This is a genomic window from Leptolyngbya sp. 7M, from assembly GCF_018128485.1.
This window is the reverse complement of sequence record NZ_CP070897.1, coordinates 4,635,275-4,653,642: the sequence shown is the minus strand read 5'-3', so window position 1 is coordinate 4,653,642 and position 18,368 is coordinate 4,635,275. Positions and strand designations below refer to the sequence as shown.

Annotated in this window: 14 protein-coding genes and 2 pseudogenes; 5 read left to right on the top strand and 11 right to left on the bottom strand. The window is 49.4% G+C overall.

Annotation, left to right across the window (positions count from 1 at the left end; translation table 11 throughout):
- Positions 1-19 precede the first annotated feature (19 nt).
- The 8 genes and pseudogenes from JVX88_RS23870 to JVX88_RS23835 form a co-directional block, all read right to left on the bottom strand.
- Positions 20-229, bottom strand: a complete 210-nt coding sequence (locus JVX88_RS23870; RefSeq protein ID WP_036001577.1) for a hypothetical protein — start codon at positions 227-229, stop codon at positions 20-22.
- A gap of 120 nt (positions 230-349) precedes the next feature.
- Entirely contained in the window at positions 350-823 is a 474-nt protein-coding gene (locus JVX88_RS23865; protein ID WP_225931155.1) for a GNAT family N-acetyltransferase, read from the bottom strand.
- Positions 824-839: 16 nt separating this feature from the next.
- Positions 840-1,136 carry a 7-cyano-7-deazaguanine synthase gene (locus JVX88_RS23860; protein ID WP_317134419.1) on the bottom strand — a complete coding sequence of 99 codons (297 nt, stop codon included), beginning with the start codon at positions 1,134-1,136 and terminating at the stop codon, positions 840-842.
- Between the two features lie 11 nt (positions 1,137-1,147).
- A complete protein-coding gene (locus JVX88_RS23855) occupies positions 1,148-1,813 on the bottom strand; it encodes a 7-carboxy-7-deazaguanine synthase QueE (RefSeq protein ID WP_263975225.1) in 666 nt (221 codons plus the stop codon).
- 9 nt (positions 1,814-1,822) lie between these two features.
- Positions 1,823-2,212: a 6-pyruvoyl trahydropterin synthase family protein gene (locus JVX88_RS23850; RefSeq protein ID WP_211620866.1), complete on the bottom strand. Its 390-nt coding sequence runs from the start codon at positions 2,210-2,212 to the stop codon at positions 1,823-1,825.
- A 164-nt stretch (positions 2,213-2,376) separates the two neighbouring features.
- Complete coding sequence (locus JVX88_RS23845; protein WP_211620863.1) at positions 2,377-2,664, bottom strand: MSMEG_0570 family nitrogen starvation response protein; 288 nt, start codon at positions 2,662-2,664, stop codon at positions 2,377-2,379.
- On the bottom strand, positions 2,657-2,908 hold the full coding sequence (locus tag JVX88_RS23840) for a hypothetical protein (RefSeq protein WP_211620861.1): 252 nt from the start codon (positions 2,906-2,908) through the stop codon (positions 2,657-2,659). The genes JVX88_RS23845 and JVX88_RS23840 overlap by 8 nt, the downstream gene beginning before the upstream one ends.
- Before the next feature lie 81 nt (positions 2,909-2,989).
- Positions 2,990-4,864 (bottom strand): annotated as a pseudogene (locus JVX88_RS23835) (protein kinase domain-containing protein); the annotation flags it as partial.
- Positions 4,865-4,901: 37 nt separating this feature from the next.
- On the opposite strand from JVX88_RS23835, the gene JVX88_RS23830 reads away from it, so the two are divergent.
- Positions 4,902-5,231: a hypothetical protein gene (locus JVX88_RS23830; RefSeq protein WP_211620857.1), complete on the top strand. Its 330-nt coding sequence runs from the start codon at positions 4,902-4,904 to the stop codon at positions 5,229-5,231.
- An 883-nt stretch (positions 5,232-6,114) separates the two neighbouring features.
- The gene (locus JVX88_RS43230) at positions 6,115-8,652 is read left to right on the top strand and encodes an AAA family ATPase (protein WP_211620854.1); all 2,538 of its coding nucleotides are present in this window, start codon (positions 6,115-6,117) and stop codon (positions 8,650-8,652) included.
- Positions 8,653-8,809: 157 nt separating this feature from the next.
- Here JVX88_RS43230 and JVX88_RS23820 read toward each other — a convergent pair whose 3' ends face one another.
- On the bottom strand, positions 8,810-10,915 hold the full coding sequence (locus JVX88_RS23820) for a PAS domain S-box protein (protein WP_211620851.1): 2,106 nt from the start codon (positions 10,913-10,915) through the stop codon (positions 8,810-8,812).
- A gap of 1,090 nt (positions 10,916-12,005) precedes the next feature.
- On the opposite strand from JVX88_RS23820, the pseudogene JVX88_RS23815 reads away from it, so the two are divergent.
- Positions 12,006-12,701 (top strand): annotated as a pseudogene (locus tag JVX88_RS23815) (thiamine pyrophosphate-dependent enzyme); the annotation flags it as partial.
- Between the two features lie 17 nt (positions 12,702-12,718).
- Here the strand turns inward: JVX88_RS23815 and JVX88_RS23810 are convergent.
- On the bottom strand, positions 12,719-13,315 hold the full coding sequence (locus JVX88_RS23810) for a DUF6335 family protein (RefSeq protein WP_211620848.1): 597 nt from the start codon (positions 13,313-13,315) through the stop codon (positions 12,719-12,721).
- A 1,419-nt stretch (positions 13,316-14,734) separates the two neighbouring features.
- On the opposite strand from JVX88_RS23810, the gene JVX88_RS23805 reads away from it, so the two are divergent.
- Together JVX88_RS23805 and JVX88_RS23800 are read left to right on the top strand one after the other, a co-directional pair.
- Entirely contained in the window at positions 14,735-14,926 is a 192-nt protein-coding gene (locus JVX88_RS23805; protein WP_211620845.1) for a (d)CMP kinase, read from the top strand.
- 1,137 nt (positions 14,927-16,063) lie between these two features.
- The gene (locus JVX88_RS23800) at positions 16,064-16,843 is read left to right on the top strand and encodes a calcium-binding protein (protein WP_211620842.1); all 780 of its coding nucleotides are present in this window, start codon (positions 16,064-16,066) and stop codon (positions 16,841-16,843) included.
- Positions 16,844-17,460: 617 nt separating this feature from the next.
- Here JVX88_RS23800 and JVX88_RS23795 read toward each other — a convergent pair.
- Positions 17,461-18,255: an MBL fold metallo-hydrolase gene (locus tag JVX88_RS23795; protein ID WP_211620839.1), complete on the bottom strand. Its 795-nt coding sequence runs from the start codon at positions 18,253-18,255 to the stop codon at positions 17,461-17,463.
- Positions 18,256-18,368 lie beyond the last annotated feature (113 nt).

Sequence of the window (18,368 nt, the reverse complement as noted above, 5' to 3'; positions counted from 1 at the left end):
CAAAACTCAAAACTTACTCTCAGTCTAGCTTGAGTGCATTCACGGGCACTTCATCCCAGGATTCCACCGTCCGGATTTGGGCCACCCAGCCCTGCGCTTTTTGCTCTAGCGTCAGGTTCGACTCAAACGAATCATGACATTCCTGGGCCTGAGTTTCGTCACAGCAAGCAATGCAGGCCCGAATAATGCCGCAGGGATCAATCTGCTCGTTTACCCAAATCGTTGCCATAGATATTCCTCCAACCGTAGTGTCGGCATAGCCACCCTCTAGCCTAAATCAACCTGCTGCTAGGAAGGAAAAATTTTTCCAAAAATGCAGAAATTCCTGGATCCTAGCTCCATCAACCCTTCAGGCTGCTAACTGCTCGATAGCATCCCGATAGAGCTGACAGACGCGCCAGTCGGGTAAAATCATGGCTCCCTGTCGTTGGTAGAACTCAATCGCTCGCTGATTCCAGATCCGAACGCACCATTCTAATCTGCCGTAGTTGCGGTTGAGCACCCGCTGGGCCAAGTAGGCCAATAGCGAACGACCAACGCCCTGACCGCGATACTCTGGCCGCACAAATAAGTCTTCAATAAACAATCCTGGCTTGGTCAAAAAGGTGGAGTAGTTGGTGCAAAATAGCGCCAGACCAACCGCTTGCTGATGCTGCTCGGCAATTACCACTTCAGCGTAGGAATGCTGCAGCAAATGCTCGGCCAACGCCTCTGGGCTGCCTACAAATAGATGCAAATTGCCATCATATTCAATATTCGCTCTCACTAGCGCAAAAACATCCTCGATGTCATTCGCCGTAATTGGACGCAGATTCCATGACAACCCAGCTGATCCATCCTCAGCTAACAATGGCAACGCCGCTCCAGTCACACGGCAGATACGGGCATCTTGTAAAACTTGTGCTCCAATTCGCTGATAGAACCCAATCGCAGGGGCATTTCACATCGACCACAAAGTGTTCCTTGATCCCCAAATGCTCAGCTACCCGTTTAGCGGCAATCAGTTCACGATCGTGCCGTTGACCATAGTGGAGCGACAGGGCAATTAATTCATAGCCATCGGCGATCGCCTGAGCTGCAGAGGTTGCCGAATCTAGACCACCAGACAATAAAACAACTGCTTTGGGGGTATTCATCAGTTCACTCCTTATCGAATGTTGGTGAATTTATGGGTTTGTAAGCTGATTCGCCACTCCGGGTGACTGAGAACATACTCAAAGATGAGCGAGTAACTATCAGGTGTGCCCCATTCCGGTTGTAGAAGTTTGACCACATCGGTTGGAATTTGGGCAGCGTGATCTTCTGCCCATGACAGATCAGACGGGTTAGTAACCACAACCTTCAGTTCACTTACCTGTGGATAAATACTGTTGTGAGGTGGCTTAGACCGCTTAGGGGAAAATGTAACCCAGTCGAAGTTACCACTGAAGGGGTGTGCTCCAGAGGTCTCTAGATGCACTCGAAGACCTGCGGCTCGCAAACCATTACTGAGGGAGAAGAGGTCATACATCAGAGGTTCACCACCCGTAATGACGACGATCGCCGGATTGACCGCTTTCGCTTCTGCAATCAGGTCAGCAGTGAGGCGTTGAGGATGGCGACGAGCATTCCAGGAATGTTTGGTATCACACCAAGGACAACCCACATCACATCCTGCTAGTCGAATAAAAAAGGCATTTGTACCTGTCCAGACTCCCTCGCCCTGAACCGAGTGGAAGGTTTCCACCACTGGCAGGACTGCCGAGGTTGCTTTAGAGGTTACGGTAGTGGGGATCAGGCTTGTCATAAGGTTCACATTGTGTGTGCGAAGCATGTATCGCTCCTAGTCGTCCTCATATTCAGCCCAAGAATTGGGAGTTTCAGACACAGCGACCTTCAGCTTCACATCAGAGGGCAATTGCTTTTTCGTCTTGTCGTAGATATATTGAGCAATCATCTCGGCAGTGGTTTCGTAACCTTCGGGCAGAACTTCATTTAGAACCGAATGGTCAAGACCTCCTTTAAGCAGATCTTGCTTTGCCCAACGGAGTGTGCGGAAGTCAACCACCATGACGGGGTGAGGGCAGTATTCGGAAGCATGAAGTTGACTGGAGAACGCCTCAATCCTAACTTTGTAGGTATGTCCATGCATCCGCCCACAGGGACCGTCATAGTCTCGGATGAAGTGGGCGGCATCAAAGGTGAACTCCGTAGAAAGTTTCCATTTGGGCATTTGGATCTACACCAAGTCATTTATAAACCGCTATCGATGGTCTCCGACCGGCCTTTAGCCATCGCCAGGGGACTCTAGATTAAATCCACTCATAGCGTCATAAGACTCAAACCTTATAGCATTTCATCCTACCGCTGGAATCAATATTAACAAAGTTACCCGAGTCACTCAATAAACTGTAGAAACTCCACCTGCGGATCGGGCAAATGGCAATACTGCTGAGCTTTGGCTTCGATCTCCTCAAGTTGGCCCAAGGCCAGACCACAGGGATAGCCATACTTAGCCTTCACCCGGTCGCTGGCAATCTGTAGGGCGGTGCGAGAGCGGTCAACAAAGTCATCCAGATCATAGGTTTGGTTAGGCGTAAAGTATTGTTTGACAATCAGGGATGGTGAATAGCAGGTATCTTCGGTGCCATCACACCAGCGAATCCGAAAGCGTATCTCAGGCATGGCTCAGGAGTTTAGAATAATGGTCTAAATGCATTTTGGCAGAAGTTTGCCACGAAAACGAGGCGCAGATTTGATCTGGTGGATTAGGAATAGCATTCGGTTTTAGCACTGCCAGCATCGCGTCTGCAAGCGCATCCACCGACAAGGGATCAACCCAAACCGCCTGATCTGGCAGCAGAAATTCGGTAAACGGAGCCTGATTTGGAATAACAACCGGCAGCCCGGACGCGATCGCCTCTAGCACCTTCGACCAATACGCTAACTTCGAACAGCGGGGCGATCATTTTCGGCAGCTTTGTCAGGAACGGCTGTAAGAGATTCTCTGCTAATCTTTCGCCTCTGGAGCTTCACCCTGCTCAGGCGCAATCGGACTTGAAAACACATTATCAACCGCCAGGTTGAGCTGGTACTGGATGGGTTGAGTCGCTGTGTTAACTACCACAATCTCGTAATAGCCAGACTGGGGTAGGGTGCCGGTCCAGGTCAGATTAGCCGAGTCTTCCAGCAGCATTGGTAAATCGGCAGTGGGGCGCGGCAGGTAGATAGAGAGGGCACTACTCTGGGCAGGAGCCTGCAGATTCAGACGCATAATTTGTCCAGCAGACAGATTGGCAATGTAAACCCGGCCACTGCCGACTTCCAAACTATCCTGCTGCTGTTGACTAAAGGCTCCCGGCTCAAATTGAATGCGCGCTAGCGTTTTGCCATCTTGTAAAGCTTGAATCTGATCGGTTGCCATCGCCTGCCATACCTGACCGATCGGCTGATCGATAAACTCCTTGCCGCGCTGCTCCGGAAACAAATGGAAAAATTGAGCATCGGTTAAATCGTAGAGCGAACGGCTGCCAACATAGAGCGGATTGATCTGCTGCTTCCATTGCTCGCGGTCGGCGTCGCTGTAGCGGCCTAGTTTTTGACGAGCTTCTGGGCTAAGGATCTGGGGCAACTGGGTGAGCCACTCATCGGCAATGGTGGCCCAAATGCTGCGCCATTTAGCATCTTCGTCTCGATCAGATAGGGGCTGTCCGGCTCGCTCAGGATGGCGTTCGTAGAAGGTGGCATCGGTGAGAGCGATCAAAAACCCATAGTCAACTCCAGCCGCCTCGGCCCGACGCTCCAGAGGGTTTTGGGGATTCTGCGGCTCTGGTTGTACAGGGGACGAATTGGGACGTTGAGGCAGTAGGGCTAATAAGTCTTCGCGCCACCACCAGCCAGCTCCAATTAGGGAAACCAACGGCACCAGCCACAGCAGCGTCAGCCAGCTGCCCGATTTGGAGCGAGGAGCAAGATTGGCAGGCGTAGGCGCAGCTTGAGTCACCTTGGTCGGAGGCGCACTGGGGGAGTTGGGGACAGAATCAGGACTAGAAGCCGGAGTGGATTCGGGAATGGACAGGCTTGGAACCGCAGGGTCAGTTGATGGAACCAACGCTCGCAGGACGGCTTCAGCCGAAGCAAACCGATCCTCCGGATGCAGGGACAGCATGCGCGTCAAAATCTCGGTCAGCTCTGGACTGAGGGAAACGAGCGACTGCCAGGGTTGACTGCGTCCACTCGGATCGAGAAGTTCAGCTGGCTCTTTACCACTCAGCAGCACCAAGGCAGTAACGGCTACAGCATACAGGTCACTTTCAGGTGAGACTTGGCCTTGATGCATCTGCTCTGGCGGCGCGTAGCCCACTTTGCCCAGTCGAGTCAAAGGAGCGGCAGTTTCGGCAACGCTAGAGTTCACATAAGCCGAGGTCGCGGCGGCAGCGATTTGCTTCACGCCACCGAAGTCGATTAGCACCGGCAACCGATCGATAGTCCGTAAAATCAGGTTGTCTGGAGCAATATCGCGATGAATGACCCCCGCGCTATGCAGGTACTGCAAGACTGGCAGCAGTTGAGCCAGTAATTGCCGAATTTCAAGCTCTGAAAAATAGATGCCTTGCTGACTGCGGGCCTCCAAAAGCTGACGATAGGTGCGGCCTTCGACATAATCCTGCACCAAAAACAGCCGATCGTGACCCTCAACGGCAGCCCGAAACAGTTCGCGAAAGCGCGGAATTTGGGGATGGTTGAGCCGGTAGAGCACACCCGCTTCTCTGGCAAACAGTTCTTCGGCCTTTGCTAGCGCATAGCTACCTTGCACCTGGGGAGCAAATTCTTTTAAAACACAAGCTTCCTGAAAGCGGTGAACATCCTCCGCCAAATAGGTACGGCCAAACCCGCCTTATTCCTACGAGGATATTGCAGCAATGTTGGCTAAGCAGGGTGTTTCCATTGCGCCATCATCGCTGAAGCATTACCTCGCGCGTAGTAACCGCCAGCTCAAAGCAAAGGGAGCAGGTACCCAAACTCGTCGTCGCCGTTCATCGAAGGCGGCTGAAGCATTGGAACCTGAGGAAGATCAAGAATTGCCAGATTTGGTAACGGCTGCATCGACGGAAGCAGCACCCAAACGAGGTAGACGCAGCGCGGCGAAGGCAAGTGCCCCTGAACCCAAAACAACTCGCTCGACTGCTTCACGCACCAAATCGGTTGCGGCTGCTCCCACCCGTAAGCGGCGGGGCAAAGCATCTTCTTAGTCTCAGGTCAGTCTCGGGTCGCTGATATTCTAAGTAGTGTTCCCCTCAACTCCGATTCAACGACTCATTTACTGCAAGTGTTCTAGCATAGATTGGTTCCGTTTCTAGCGGTTCTACCCTCTCTGTATACAGTACTAAATCAGTTCTAGAGAGGACTCATCTTCATATTACCTCCGGTTTCTTGGATATTGGGTTTTTCATCCCCAGCTTCCAAATTTGACCGGAGGTATTTTTAATCGCAATCGGGTTGACTGGAAATGGGTTAATGAAACGGTTCAAGGCATAGTCAAACTATTGAGGAATGTAGTTTATACAAAATCATCAAAAAATCATCAAAAAACCAGCAGGAAATTAGCAGATCAACCAGGAGTAATATGCAGAATCGGATGATTCGTTTCTGCTAAGTAGTTTGGTGATTAAAGTTGACACAGTTATCCGTAGATGCCGTAACTGTTACTCAATCCTAAATTAGACATATAAATGTATGCGAAGTTGAATGATTTGGCCATAATTCTCAGGGTTGGTAAGGCTGACGGCCAATTTTTGATCCAACTCAAGATCCAAACTCTGTCCTATCGCTTCATGGCAGTAAGCCAACAGGATCGCTTTTTGAGGAACTTCAACGCAAAATTGCTACAAGCCTTAAAAAATTATGGAATTGATTGAAAATCCCTGCTTTTGGATCGGATAGTCAATCCCGTCTTGTGGTATAAATGTAAAGGTTTTTTAAGTATTTTCAGGGTTCTGCCTGTCCTGATGGTTACTTAGAACCCGAATCTGAGTTTACGTGGGCATGGGGCCATTATCTGTGTTTGCGTCAGGTTCGCGACTCTGGGTTGTGTGATGATGCAACCCATCCTTATATGGAGATGTAATCGACTACATGACTGCAACGACGGAAAATTTTGTCAATACACCCGCTCTCTCAGTAGATGCCGATCTTGATTTTGAACTAAAAGACATTATCAAAACCCTGCCGCCCACCTGTTTTGAAAAAGACCGCCGTAAGGCTTGGCTACAGGTGGTGCTCAGTGTCTCGGCTGTAACAGCTGGCTATATTGCCATTGCTCATGCTCCCTGGTTTCTGCTTCCCTTCGCCTGGATCTTCACAGGTACTGCCCTGACCGGCTTCTTCGTGATTGCTCATGACTGTGGGCATCGCTCGTTTGCTAAGCGCCGCTGGGTTAATGATTGGGTCGGGCACATCTTGATGCTGCCGTTGATCTATCCTTTCCATAGTTGGCGCATTCTGCATGATTTCCACCATGTCCACACGAATGAACTGTTGGTAGACAATGCTTGGCAACCTTGGACTTCCGACAACTACGCCGGAGCACCGCCGCTGGTTCGATTCGTCTATCGTGGTTTGCGCAGTCGGTTTTGGTGGCTAGCTTCGATTATCCACTGGGGAAACCTGCATTTTGACTTATCCAGGTTCTCCCAACGCGATCGGGATAAGGTGAAAATTTCGATTGCTGCGGTTGTAATTTTTGCGGTTGTGTTCTTTCCTAGCCTGATTGCCTTTACAGGTATCTGGGGCTTTGTCAAGTTTTGGCTCCTGCCTTGGTTGGTTTACCATTTCTGGATGAGCACCTTCACGTTGGTGCACCACACGGATCGTCGCTATGAGCAAATTTATGCCTATTTGCAAAACGATGGACGATACCGCCGGCCTTGTGTCGATCTGGCGCTGAATCTACTCTGTGCCTCAGCTACCCTAAAATTAGAACGCCGGCAGTATTTTGCAGCGAATGCGCCATTAGTGCGATCGGGTATAGTACGAGTATTGCCCGATCCCTATCAGGTTGAACCTTCGCTGTTATCGCATTTTCTCAAGCTCGATGATCAAATCGTTCAGTTTCTGTTGGGCCAAACTGGATTAGACTTGCGGCTCGGCTCGTTCTGTGAGTGGATTGAGCCAAACCCAGCTAAAGAAATACCGCTAGTTAGAAAAACTATCGTAGAGTCTTGCTTGAGACAAATCGCGGTACGGCAAATCAATCAATCGCTGTGTTTCTACTTTGAAGGCACGCAGGAGCCAGAAAAACAACAGGCAGCAATTGCCATCGCTCAGGACCTGAAGCAACCCTTGCTCCTAGCCAATATTGTAGGAATGCTGAAGCCAAGAGACAGTTTTGAATCCCGCTTATCGATTCTGCTGCAAGCGGTTTGGCTGCAAGATGCCTTGCTTTATATCGAAAAACTAGATGGACTGCAAAGCCCTGACTTAGAGTTCAGCTATCACCGCTTTTTAGCAGCGCTTACGGAGGCAAAAGGCATTGTCATTCTATCGGGTACCAAACCCTGGGGCAGCCTACAGGAAACGGCTAAGGGCGTTTTGTCTGTGTCATTTGCTTGCCCTGAGCAATCGGAGCGTCGAGTTTACTGGCAGGCAGCACTGACAGCAGCTGGGGTGAATCTGTACGATACAGATGTGCAGCTTTTGAGTGATCGGTTTCAGCTTGGTCCCACCCAAATTGCCGATGCCGTGACTACCGCCTGTCATCAGGCTGAATGGAACGCTGCACTGACTTCCGATTCATCGATTCATGCTCAACCAACGCTTCAGGATGTGTTAACCGCAGTGCATTCACAGTTGCATCACCACCTGTCGGCTTTGGCACAAAAAGTAGGAGCGCAGGCTAACTGGACCGATATTGTTTTGCCAATTGATTCTCTCAACCAATTACGAGAGATCTGTAATCAATTCAAATATCGCTATCGAGTTTATCGAGACTGGAGATTTGACCAGAAATCATTCGCAGGTCAGGGAATTAACGTGTTATTTTCTGGTCCGCCTGGAACGGGTAAAACCATGGCCGCAGGCGTGATTGCCAATGAATTACAGTTGGATCTTTACAGAATTGATCTGTCGCAGGTGGTGAGTAAATACATTGGTGAAACTGAGAAGAACCTGGATCGAATCTTTCGAGCAGCGGAAGCCGCCAATGCGATCTTACTGTTTGACGAAGCCGATGCTTTATTTGGGAAACGGTCCGAAATTCGAGATGCCCACGATCGCTTTGCCAATATTGAAGTCAGCTATCTACTGCAAAAAATGGAAGCGTATGCAGGAATTGCAATTTTAACCACCAATCTGCGGCAGAATTTAGATGAGGCGTTTACCCGCCGCCTATCGTTTATTGTGCATTTCCCGGCTCCCGATGAAAGTAGCCGTCGTTGCATTTGGCAAACGGTTTGGGCCGCTCAAGTGCCGCTCGCTCCAGAGGTAGATTTAGACTTTCTAGCTCGTCAGCTTAAGTTAAACGGAGGCAACATCAAAAATATCGCGCTAGCCGCCGCGTTTTTGGCCGCCGAGACCAACAGTGCTGTCACAATGCGGCACCTCTTCCATGCGTCTCGCCGAGAATACCAAAAAATGGGTAAGAGTTTGTCGGAGACGGAATGGAAGATGACTTAACTTTCGGAATTGAATTAAGTAAATCAACTAAATTATTTTCAGAGTCCATAATGCGTACAAACGTCTTGCTTAGGGCAAGATGCCTGCACTCTATATTGTTGTTTAATTAGGGTGAATTACTTAATCTCAGTAGATCGCAAATCCTGTTGAGACCCCCCTAGCGTGGCGTGATGTCGATCCAACGAACTTGCCCAGATTGCAGTTCTTCTCGGCTATAGCCCAGCATTTGCACTGCCATTTCGTTGCCGTCAGTGATGCAGCCGGACGCATCCCAGAACAGGATGCCGACCATGTTGGACTCCACCACACCCCGAAAGCGCGCTTCACTTTCGCGTAAATTAATCTCACTCTGCTTCAGTTCTGAGACGTCAATGGCGGCACAGGTAATGCCAATAGTTTGATTATTCTCATCTCGTAATGGTTCTACGGTTAAGTCGTAGTAGTAGTGCGTTCCCTCTCTTGTAATTTTGATTTCTTCACGCGCACCGATTCCCGTTTCCAGAACTTGTTGTTTGATCGCGGTGAGAGGTTCTGCATCTTCGGGTGGCAAATAGTCGCGATCGTGCTTGCCAAGCATCTCATGTAAATCATGCAGCACCGGGTTGTGAATCCAGGTGTACTTCAATTCATGATCCTGGTTAAATACAGTAATTGGGGCGTTCTGTAATGCTACACGCAGCCGTTCTTCAGCCTCGCGTAATGCCAATTCAGTTTGTTTGCGATCGGTAATGTCATAGTTGATGCCGTCGAAGCGGATCGGCGTGCCGTCCGGTGCATAGATTGCTTTTCCAGCCGATCGAATCCAACGAATTTCCCCTGTGTCTGGATTTACCGCCCGATGGTCAATCTGGTACAGAGTCCGATCGCGCAGCGACGCTTCAATCGCCAAGCGGGTTGGCTCTCGATCGTCTGGATGCAAGCGGCTCCAGAATAGCTCGATGGTGGTTTCAACACCCGGTGAAACGAAGAAAAACTCCCTGGTGCGATTGTCCCAATTCAGATTATTCAGCGGTAGCGAGTTTAGCCATAGCCCAATGCCAGTATTGTCCAGCACAAAAGCAAGGCGCTCGCGGTTTAGACGCAAGTCTTCCTCCGCCTGTTTGCGGGCGGTGATATCGATCGTGATTCCAATCAGCTTTTGTACGTTACCATTTCTATCTAGAATGGCTTGCCCTCGTTCTTCCAGCCAGATGATCGCACCATTATCTGGACGGATAAATCGAAATTCTGATTGGTAAGTGCCGCTGGTGGCAACGGCGTTTTCAACGGTTGTTTGATGGCGAGTTCGATCCTCTGGATGCACTAGAGCAAAGCCCTGTTCGGCTGCCCAAATTTCGGGGATGCCATAGATTTCAGAGAAATTAGAAGAGGTGATGATGGTATTGGTAAACGGGTTCCATTCCCAAGCCACCATCCTTCCAGCTTCCACCGCCAGCTTCAGCCGTTCTTCGTTTTCTCTCAAAGCCGTTTCAATCGCCACGCGCTGGGTAATATCGACAAAAGCCCCTAACACGCCTCTGACGTTGCCTTGCTCATCCAACAGAGGAGAGCAGTAACAGAGCAGTTTAACCACTGTGCCGTCAGGATGAACCAGATCTAAAACCTCATCTTTAACTTCGGTGTTATGAGCTGCGGCATACTGCATCGGCAAATTTTCCACGGGGATTTCTGCACCCTCTCGGCACAAGCGATAGATCGGGCGCTCTTCGAGTGGCGCACTCTGGGAAGCATTTGCATCGATCGGAACGCGCGTCAGTTCAGACAGGTAGGGATTGACGCGAATCGTGCGGCACTCCGGGTCTAGGGCAATCGCTACGCCAACCGGCAGCAAATCAAACAGGGTTTGCAGTTCAGTAACGCGATGGCTCAATTGCTGATTAAGCTGCTGAATTTCGACCTCGGTTTGCTTCCGTTCGGCTTCGATGCGCTTGCGATCAGTGATGTCCGCCAAAAAGACTGTCACTCCCTCGGGCGAAGGATAACCCCGGTTCTCAATCCAGCAATTTTTGGGGGAATGAAAATACTCAAACTGCACCGCGACCTGTTCGCCCATGGCTCGATGCAGTTGAGGGTAAGCATCGGCTGTAGCCGCCTCGGGAAACAATTCCCAAACGTTAAACCCAAGCAGGGCCACAATGGCAGCCTCGGAGAACTCGCGACGGGGAAGTTGCTGGATACGATCACGATGAGCCTGCTGCAACTGTTCGGCAGTCGCCTGAATCGGTAAACCAAGAATCCGGTAGTAATCCAGCGGAATTCGCACGTTCCCTATCCCCTGCAATCTACAACTGACACTAAAAGTAAACTTTCCCCAGTTCTACGATAGACCTCGACCATTCAGCAACTACAAAGGCTGACTCCATAGTTTTGCCTCTGGTAGGGGCAAACCATTATCAATTTTGCGTTTCGTCACCGGAGGGTTTACTAAAAACTTACCCTGCTTTATACGCTGGACTCTTGAGAAGTGCAACCCCTTCGTTACGTGCAGTAAAAAAGATTAAACTCTATGCATCACTGCCACTGCGAACTTATGTACTCCCTTGCTCCTTGCGATACCAGGCAAGGCTCGTCAATTTTAGCGGATCTCCATCCATACCACACGGACTTGCTGAGAAAATTCCATTCGATGGACGAGCTAATCGAGTTGAACTAGTGCTTCCTTAATTTAGAATCTATGCTTTCCATGCTTCTTAGTGTTAGGATTAAACTTTTTCTGATAAGAAAATCGCGCTATATCGTGGAGCAGAATAGAGTTACAAGGTGAAAAAGTCGGGGAATCAACGGGTAGCGCTGGCAGGGCGGAGTAGAGTCACCAACCTAAACTGAGCTGTTTAGACAAGCTATATTGGGAGAGCCATATCCAGGAAGTCGTATCAGAGGCGCGAACCAAAGATGCGAACAAACTTCAGACCGGCTTCCAGTTCTGGAATCGAACTAACTTGATTAGCCGTGATTAGCCGACACACCTCCTGAGAGCAGGTTTAGCAAATCTGTGATTTGTCTGCAAGGACCTGTCTGCAAGGAATTTGTCTGCAAACAGCTTTGTGGCAAAACCTATCCTGATGGTGCAAGACGCCCTGCTGGTGAGGAGTGGAGCCAGTACAAAATGAAGCTTCAAATGCTGGTCTTGATGCACACACTCAATACGTACAATCGGGCAAGACTGGGCTTTTTAGCAGAATTTAAGTAGATGCAGTCCAGAGATGAAGTGGTGATGAACTAGATAGATTCGTAACCCCGAAACTTGATAATATCTAAAACTGCGTTACTAACCCAAACCCCAGGTTGAACCAGTCGGCTAAACCGATCTGAGTTTACTGTTGTTTTACTACTGTTAAGGATACTATCAATTCATGACTCAGGAACGGACAATTCCAACGCTACCCTCGATTGCCCCCATTTCCCGTGAAGACGGCCTGATGCTCTATGAAGACATGGTGCTCGGGCGCTTCTTTGAGGACAAGTGCGCTGAAATGTACTATCGCGGCAAAATGTTTGGATTTGTCCACCTCTATAACGGACAAGAAGCTGTCTCTACTGGCGTAATCAAGGCGATGCGCCCAGGGGAAGACTATGTCTGCAGCACCTACCGCGACCACGTCCATGCCCTCAGCGTTGGCGTTCCGGCTCGTAATGTCATGGCTGAGCTATTTGGCAAAGCGACGGGCTGTAGCAAAGGTCGAGGTGGCTCGATGCACCTGTTTTCTGCAGAGTATCGGCTATTGGGCGGCTATGCCTTCATTGGAGAAGGAATTCCGGTAGCGCTAGGTGCGGCCTTTCAGTCCAAGTATCGCCGGGAGGTAATGGGTGATGAATCTGCCGATCAAGTGACGGCGGCTTTCTTTGGTGATGGCACCACCAACAACGGTCAGTTTTTCGAGTGTCTCAACATGGCAGCTCTGTGGAATCTGCCGATTATTTTTGTGGTGGAAAATAACAAGTGGGCGATTGGTATGGCGCACGAGCGGGCCACGTCCCAGCCAGAAATTTTCAAAAAAGCCAGCGTATTTGGAATGCCTGGAATTGAAGTAGACGGAATGGATGTGCTAGCCGTTCGCACCGTGGCTCAAGAGGCAGTTGCCCGCGCCCGCGCTGGAGAAGGTTCTAGCATATCGCCCGTGCGTAAAAACGAGCGATCATCCATCTCTATACCTACAGCAGCTCCCAGTTCATCAACTACATCCTGATCTGGAGTAGCCACCGTACCGCCTACGGCTTCATCTCCCACTACGCTGGCCTGCTCATAATTAGCGTCGATATCCCCCCCGGTAAGGACAGGTTCAGGGTCGTTGTAGAGATGGTGATCACTGCGACGGGAGTAGCGGCCTGCTCGGTCAGCAGGTTGACCCTGGAGACCAGTTCCATAGGATTCGGTGAGCGCTTGAGGACGGTCATCAATCAGCTCTTCGGTGTCCTCATCATCCTCGATGCCATCATCGTCGGCATCTAGGTTATCGTCACTGGTGTCAGCAGCCACCGTATCAATCACGCCCTGATCCAGGTCAACTTCCTCTAGTCCTAAGTCACTTTCTAAGCTTTCTAACTCGTCTAAATTGGTCGGATCATCACTGAGTTCTCGGTTAACTTCTGCCTCCACATCCCGTCGGGCAGCTTCATAGCTTTTTTGCTTGGCTTGATTAAATCGATTTGCTTTATCCACCATAACATTTAGCCTTGCAAGCGTGTCTTTATACCTGAAGATACTGGATTTTGCTTGCAGCAGAATCCCCATGCAGGTAGAAGTGACATATTTCGAATGAGGGAGATGGGCTTCGGCGCGAGGAGTTCAGCTGAGGCTCACTCGAAGCCCACACTGCCCCCTATGGAGCCAGAAAAACAGCCGAGCGGGAAGATGGCGGCTCGTGAGCGCTCAGTCGAACGCCCTGCGCCGACTATTCGTTTGGTTAAGTAATCCACGTTCGCAGATTAGGTCTGTGTAGGCGCGGCTTGAAGCCGCCAGCGACTAGAGTTTTGTCTGTCAACCAGGGTGTCAAACAGGGTCAGCACACTGCTATCAATAGTTTGAGTAAATAAAATGAATTCCTACAAAAACTCCTCATCAATGCTAAGTTTTGGCGTTTCTACAACGGTTGTAGAAACCTTAACTAAATTGACAATAATATCAATAGCATCATTATCCTGATGAACTTCACTACTGCCGTATTATCACAATCGCAAGTTGTCATTACCAGCGTATCCTTGCTGTTATAGTTGGCGTTGCTACAACATGCTAAGCTATTGAGTGCTGAGTTGATGTTAGCGACTGTACCACTAAAGGTTAGAATTGACGATCCTGTTGCTGATTTTTATGTGAAGGTCAATCCAGTTGTCTGTTGTTTGAAAGACTTCAGTCACAACAAGGCCAGTTCACTCTTAAATCCCCGTGACTGTTTCAATCACGGCTAATGAATAATGTGAACTGCGAATTATTAAAATACACGTTGTGCAATTTATCTTAAGCACCAATGTTGTTATAGAAGTATACAGGAACCAATGCTAATAATGACAAGGATTAGAGCAGGTAATTTAGATATTTATACCCTGATTTCTATAACCTGGTAGAACAACCTCTAGGGGTATTTAGATGAGGCGGCGGCGGCTGTATTTTACTCTGGTGTACTACAAAACCTGTTTTTATTGTTAAAATAATGAGGCCTATGGAGTGAGATCGATAGGATTAAAGTCTCTAATTTTGTAAAAATTGAGCAACACGATTGAACTGTAACGATATTGAACTGTAACAATAAGCTTGTGGCCGGTTAGGCTGCGGCTTACTACCTATGAGGCTTGTCAGAGTGTTGGAATTCCAAAATCCCTTCGGCATTTTCAGATAGGCTCTTAGCAGATAGGCTCTTAGCGGCAGCGGTGAAAGCGCCTATAAAGGGTGGAAAGTAAGCAGTAAGTTGTAAAGACTAAAGTGAAAGTAAAAGGTAAGTAGTATGGTTTCTTATGCACTCAAGCAGGCTCCGGAGATTATTTTGGAAGTTCCGGGGCGGGACTCGCGCAAGCAGCGCCAGCAGGCCCTGGATCAGCTGGTTGACCGGGCCAACGAAGATGAGGCGTTGCGAGCCAAGTTGGCGACTTGGAACAGGCCATTTACGAGCGGGATCTCAAGGACAGCACACGCCCCATTTCACCCTTACGCAAAGCAGGCGATGCCATCGAAATTGTCACGGACGATCTGACAATCGACGAAGTGGTAGCTAAAATTGCCAGTCTGTATCAACAGCGTGTAGTACAGATGAATGAGGCTGCTTCCCAAGCATTGAGCTGAAGTCATCCCAGGCCAACCGTAGAAGATTAGTAAGACAGTATTCGCTATCAACGTAAAGCAGCCAAGCCATCCGGCCTGCTAGCCGACTAGCTGTCAGCGCTACGGATTTGCTGTAGCATAGAATTGATCTATTGAAAAGATTAAGCAATTTGGAAAAAGATCAAAGTTACCGGATTTGCTGTAACCTGTTGAGTAGTCTATGAGTAGAGTAAGAAATTCAAGTAATACTACATTGACATTACATCGACATAAAATGTGTGTCACTGGCAGATTACGCTGATACAAGTCTTATCGCCACAGGGTACATATAAGTCAGTTTAGGTCAACAGTCTACTAAAACGGTTCACTAGTCAGCGCTTATCATAAGCAGCAGCCAGAGCAGCAACCTAATTGTTTGTAACTCAAAAGGTTGGTCAACTGGTTGAAGCTTGCTATTCGCTCAAAACCGTGAGAGTGACTGCATCTACAAGCAATCTACATTGAATAATCAGTTTTGAGTAATCAGTTTTGAGTAATCAGTTCGTGCCCTACCCGTTGTAAATCAAATTCAGGCAAATTCAACTAGATACACCTCATCTGGTAAACCCCTCGATCACGAAGGCGATGAGTGGTTTCGCTAGATTAACCCTGCTTTGAGGTGGCTCTTCGAGCAATTGACTTGGTTCGCTTCATCGATTTTAAGGAGATCAACCGAATTGGATTCAGATCCTAGAGTGGCAATGACTTACTTGTAACAAACGTCTTACCCCCTAGTTATCTGACCATACATCAGGTTGAATAAGCTGTTTAGAAAAAACTTACCCAAAACGACTTGCCATCTTGGCTTAATTTTGGCCTGCACTGTTTTCTGTAGTTCGAGTGAGCTTGATTTGCGCAGCCGTTCTAATTGCGGTTGAGCAGCAATTCACTTAGAAAAACCGTGTGGAGCAAACATCTCTCAAATCGAGGGAACTTTTCTCCTGCAAAAAGTGATGAATTTGGAGACAAATTAGTAATCACTTTTCAATATTGCAGACTGAATTTTTGTAAGCGAACTATATGAACTTGAACATCCGAAAAACCATTCAGTTTTCTCAAATGGTACCTACACGGGTGATTGCGTTCGTAGTCTGTCAAGCAATGATTTAGTTATAGAACTTGCACAAATGGAGACTAACTATGGTTACGCGAATTGGAACACCATTCGATGATGTCTTGACTGGTAGCGAATCCCGAGATTGGCTGCAAGGTAATGCTGGCAATGATGTCCTTTACGGGCTGGGCGGCCATGATGATCTATTCGGCAATGCTGGTGATGACACTATCTTTGGCGGCACTGGCTTTGACACCATCTACGGTGGTGGTGGCGATGATACCATCTACGGTGAAGACGGCGACGACTTCATGGATGGCGGTTTCGGCAATGACTACATGGAAGGCGGAACCGGCAATGACAACATGAGCGGCTTCGATGGCGACGACTTCATGGATGGCGGCAGCGGTAACGACCTCATGAATGGCGGCCTCGGCAGCGACATCATGTATGGCGACAGCGGTAACGATGTCATGAATGCCAACGGCGATCCGACTGCTCCGTTTGACTTTGCCCCTAACTACCTCTACGGAGAAGCCGGCAACGACGAACTGTTGGGCGCTGAGGGGATTGACTACCTAGATGGTGGCAGCGGCAACGACTACATCGAAGGAGACGGCGGCAACGACGAACTCTACGGTGAAGTAGGTAGCGATACCCTCAACGGTGGCCTCGGCAATGATTGGTTGCAAGGTGCTGAATCCTTCTCCCGATTCCGCCACGGCCAAACTTTCGCCCTTGTGATAGCGCTCAATCAAAACGCGGTCGGCCTGCAAAAACCGGCGAATCTCGGTGACAGCCAGGTTCAGAATATAAGAGAGATCGGATGCCTGAAAAATCTGTAGCGCAATTTTGTTGATTAGCTGCTCTTGTTCTAGTTGCTGAAGTAATCCTATCTCGGTCAGCTCCTGGCCTGCGGTGAAGCTTGGTGCGAATCCGGCTGCGTAAGTATTGTCCGGCGTCTGAGGTTGGCAGCGTGAAGGGGCAATTTCACGTCGTTTAAAGCCGAGAACCTTTTCCTGATCGGGGGAATTCATTGTTTAGGTCTGATGTGAAGGGATGGGGTCAACAACTGAGGGCAGCAAAAGCAGAGAGAAGTGACCTTTACCACACAAACGATGCTGGGATGCAGGGGCTGAATTGGGAGACATCCGCTTGCTGCAAAAATCGCACAGGGTTCGGTATCTTGAGCCGCTAAAATCGGTCAGCAGTACCAATCTGAAAGCGACCCGTACGATCACAGGATCTTGCTAAGCAGAGTGGCCTAGAGACCAAGCTTCCGTTAGACTACCGAACTCTTGACAACGTCAACAACCTGAGAAATACGGGCATCCAAATAGAGTTCAGGTAAAGCGGAAGCAAAACTCCGCACAATTACAGACTTGGTGACTTGGATGCATCGCCTTTAGGGAATCATACTGAGCAATCTAGCGGCTCAGACTGGCTTTGTCAGTGCGGCTCGTCACAGATGCTCTGAACCAGCAGAAGTAACTGCTAGAGGTAAATTCACCCGTTCTCCCGGAGGTGGAGCAATTAGTTTAGTCGGAAGCTGATGCTGAGTCAACTGCTGTTGCAGTTCAGTTGGGCTGCCTTGGGCGCGTAACACCTTTGCCAGTAAGCCAGAAAAGGCTACATCCCCTCCAGCAGCGGTAGGTAAAAGCACCTGTGGTTGCAGCCATTGGGCCACCTCTAGGGCACTGCGACAGCCTTTGATAATTGCCCCCAGCAAAGGAATCTCCAGATCCACCACCGGCGCAATCACCACATCCACTGGCGCAAAGGCTTTTAAGCTGGGCGAATGATGGCCGTGCGGTTCGTAATAGAGCTGGGTTCCGGCAGCATCCTTCAGCAGATAGCCATTTTCCGTCAACATCGGCCCAATCGGGGAACCGGGCACTGCTTGAATCGTGAGCTGGCCCATCTGCTGGCCTATCTGATAGGTTTCTCCATGCGCTAGCGCCGTCACCTGCTGATAGCCCAGTCCCTGTACGACCTTTGCAGCGTTTGGAGAGGCCACCACCGGAATGGTTCGGTCCAACTGCCGCAGCGTTGCTGGATGGGCGTGGTCTTCCAACCCCTGCGACAGCAAAATCAGATCGACCGGCTCTGGAATCGCTACGGGACGGGTGTGCTCTCCCCGAAACAACCAGGACAGATTGCCAAACTCCAGCGGGCCAACTAGCCACGGATCGAGCAGAATCCGCAGTCCGCCCATTTCAATCAACCAGGAATTGCTGTTTAACCAGGTCAGGTGCATGGCTGTCGGGAACTTGTAATGAAGGATGAGATTATTGTAACGGAATGTTACTAAAAGATTAAAACGATTGAACGCACCTAGCTTCGGCTCCAGTGGGATTCAGCAATTGCCAG

Coding starts and splice junctions, on each gene's coding strand:
- JVX88_RS23870 (WP_036001577.1), bottom strand. CDS start 229: ATGGCAACGATTTGGGTAAACGAGCAGATTGATCCCTGCGGCATTATT.
- JVX88_RS23860 (WP_317134419.1), bottom strand. CDS start 1,136: ATGAATACCCCCAAAGCAGTTGTTTTATTGTCTGGTGGTCTAGATTCG.
- JVX88_RS23855 (WP_263975225.1), bottom strand. CDS start 1,813: ATGCTTCGCACACACAATGTGAACCTTATGACAAGCCTGATCCCCACT.
- JVX88_RS23850 (WP_211620866.1), bottom strand. CDS start 2,212: ATGCCCAAATGGAAACTTTCTACGGAGTTCACCTTTGATGCCGCCCAC.
- JVX88_RS23845 (WP_211620863.1), bottom strand. CDS start 2,664: ATGCCTGAGATACGCTTTCGGATTCGCTGGTGTGATGGCACCGAAGAT.
- JVX88_RS23830 (WP_211620857.1), top strand. CDS start 4,902: ATGTTGGCTAAGCAGGGTGTTTCCATTGCGCCATCATCGCTGAAGCAT.
- JVX88_RS43230 (WP_211620854.1), top strand. CDS start 6,115: ATGACTGCAACGACGGAAAATTTTGTCAATACACCCGCTCTCTCAGTA.
- JVX88_RS23810 (WP_211620848.1), bottom strand. CDS start 13,315: ATGGTGGATAAAGCAAATCGATTTAATCAAGCCAAGCAAAAAAGCTAT.
- JVX88_RS23795 (WP_211620839.1), bottom strand. CDS start 18,255: ATGCACCTGACCTGGTTAAACAGCAATTCCTGGTTGATTGAAATGGGC.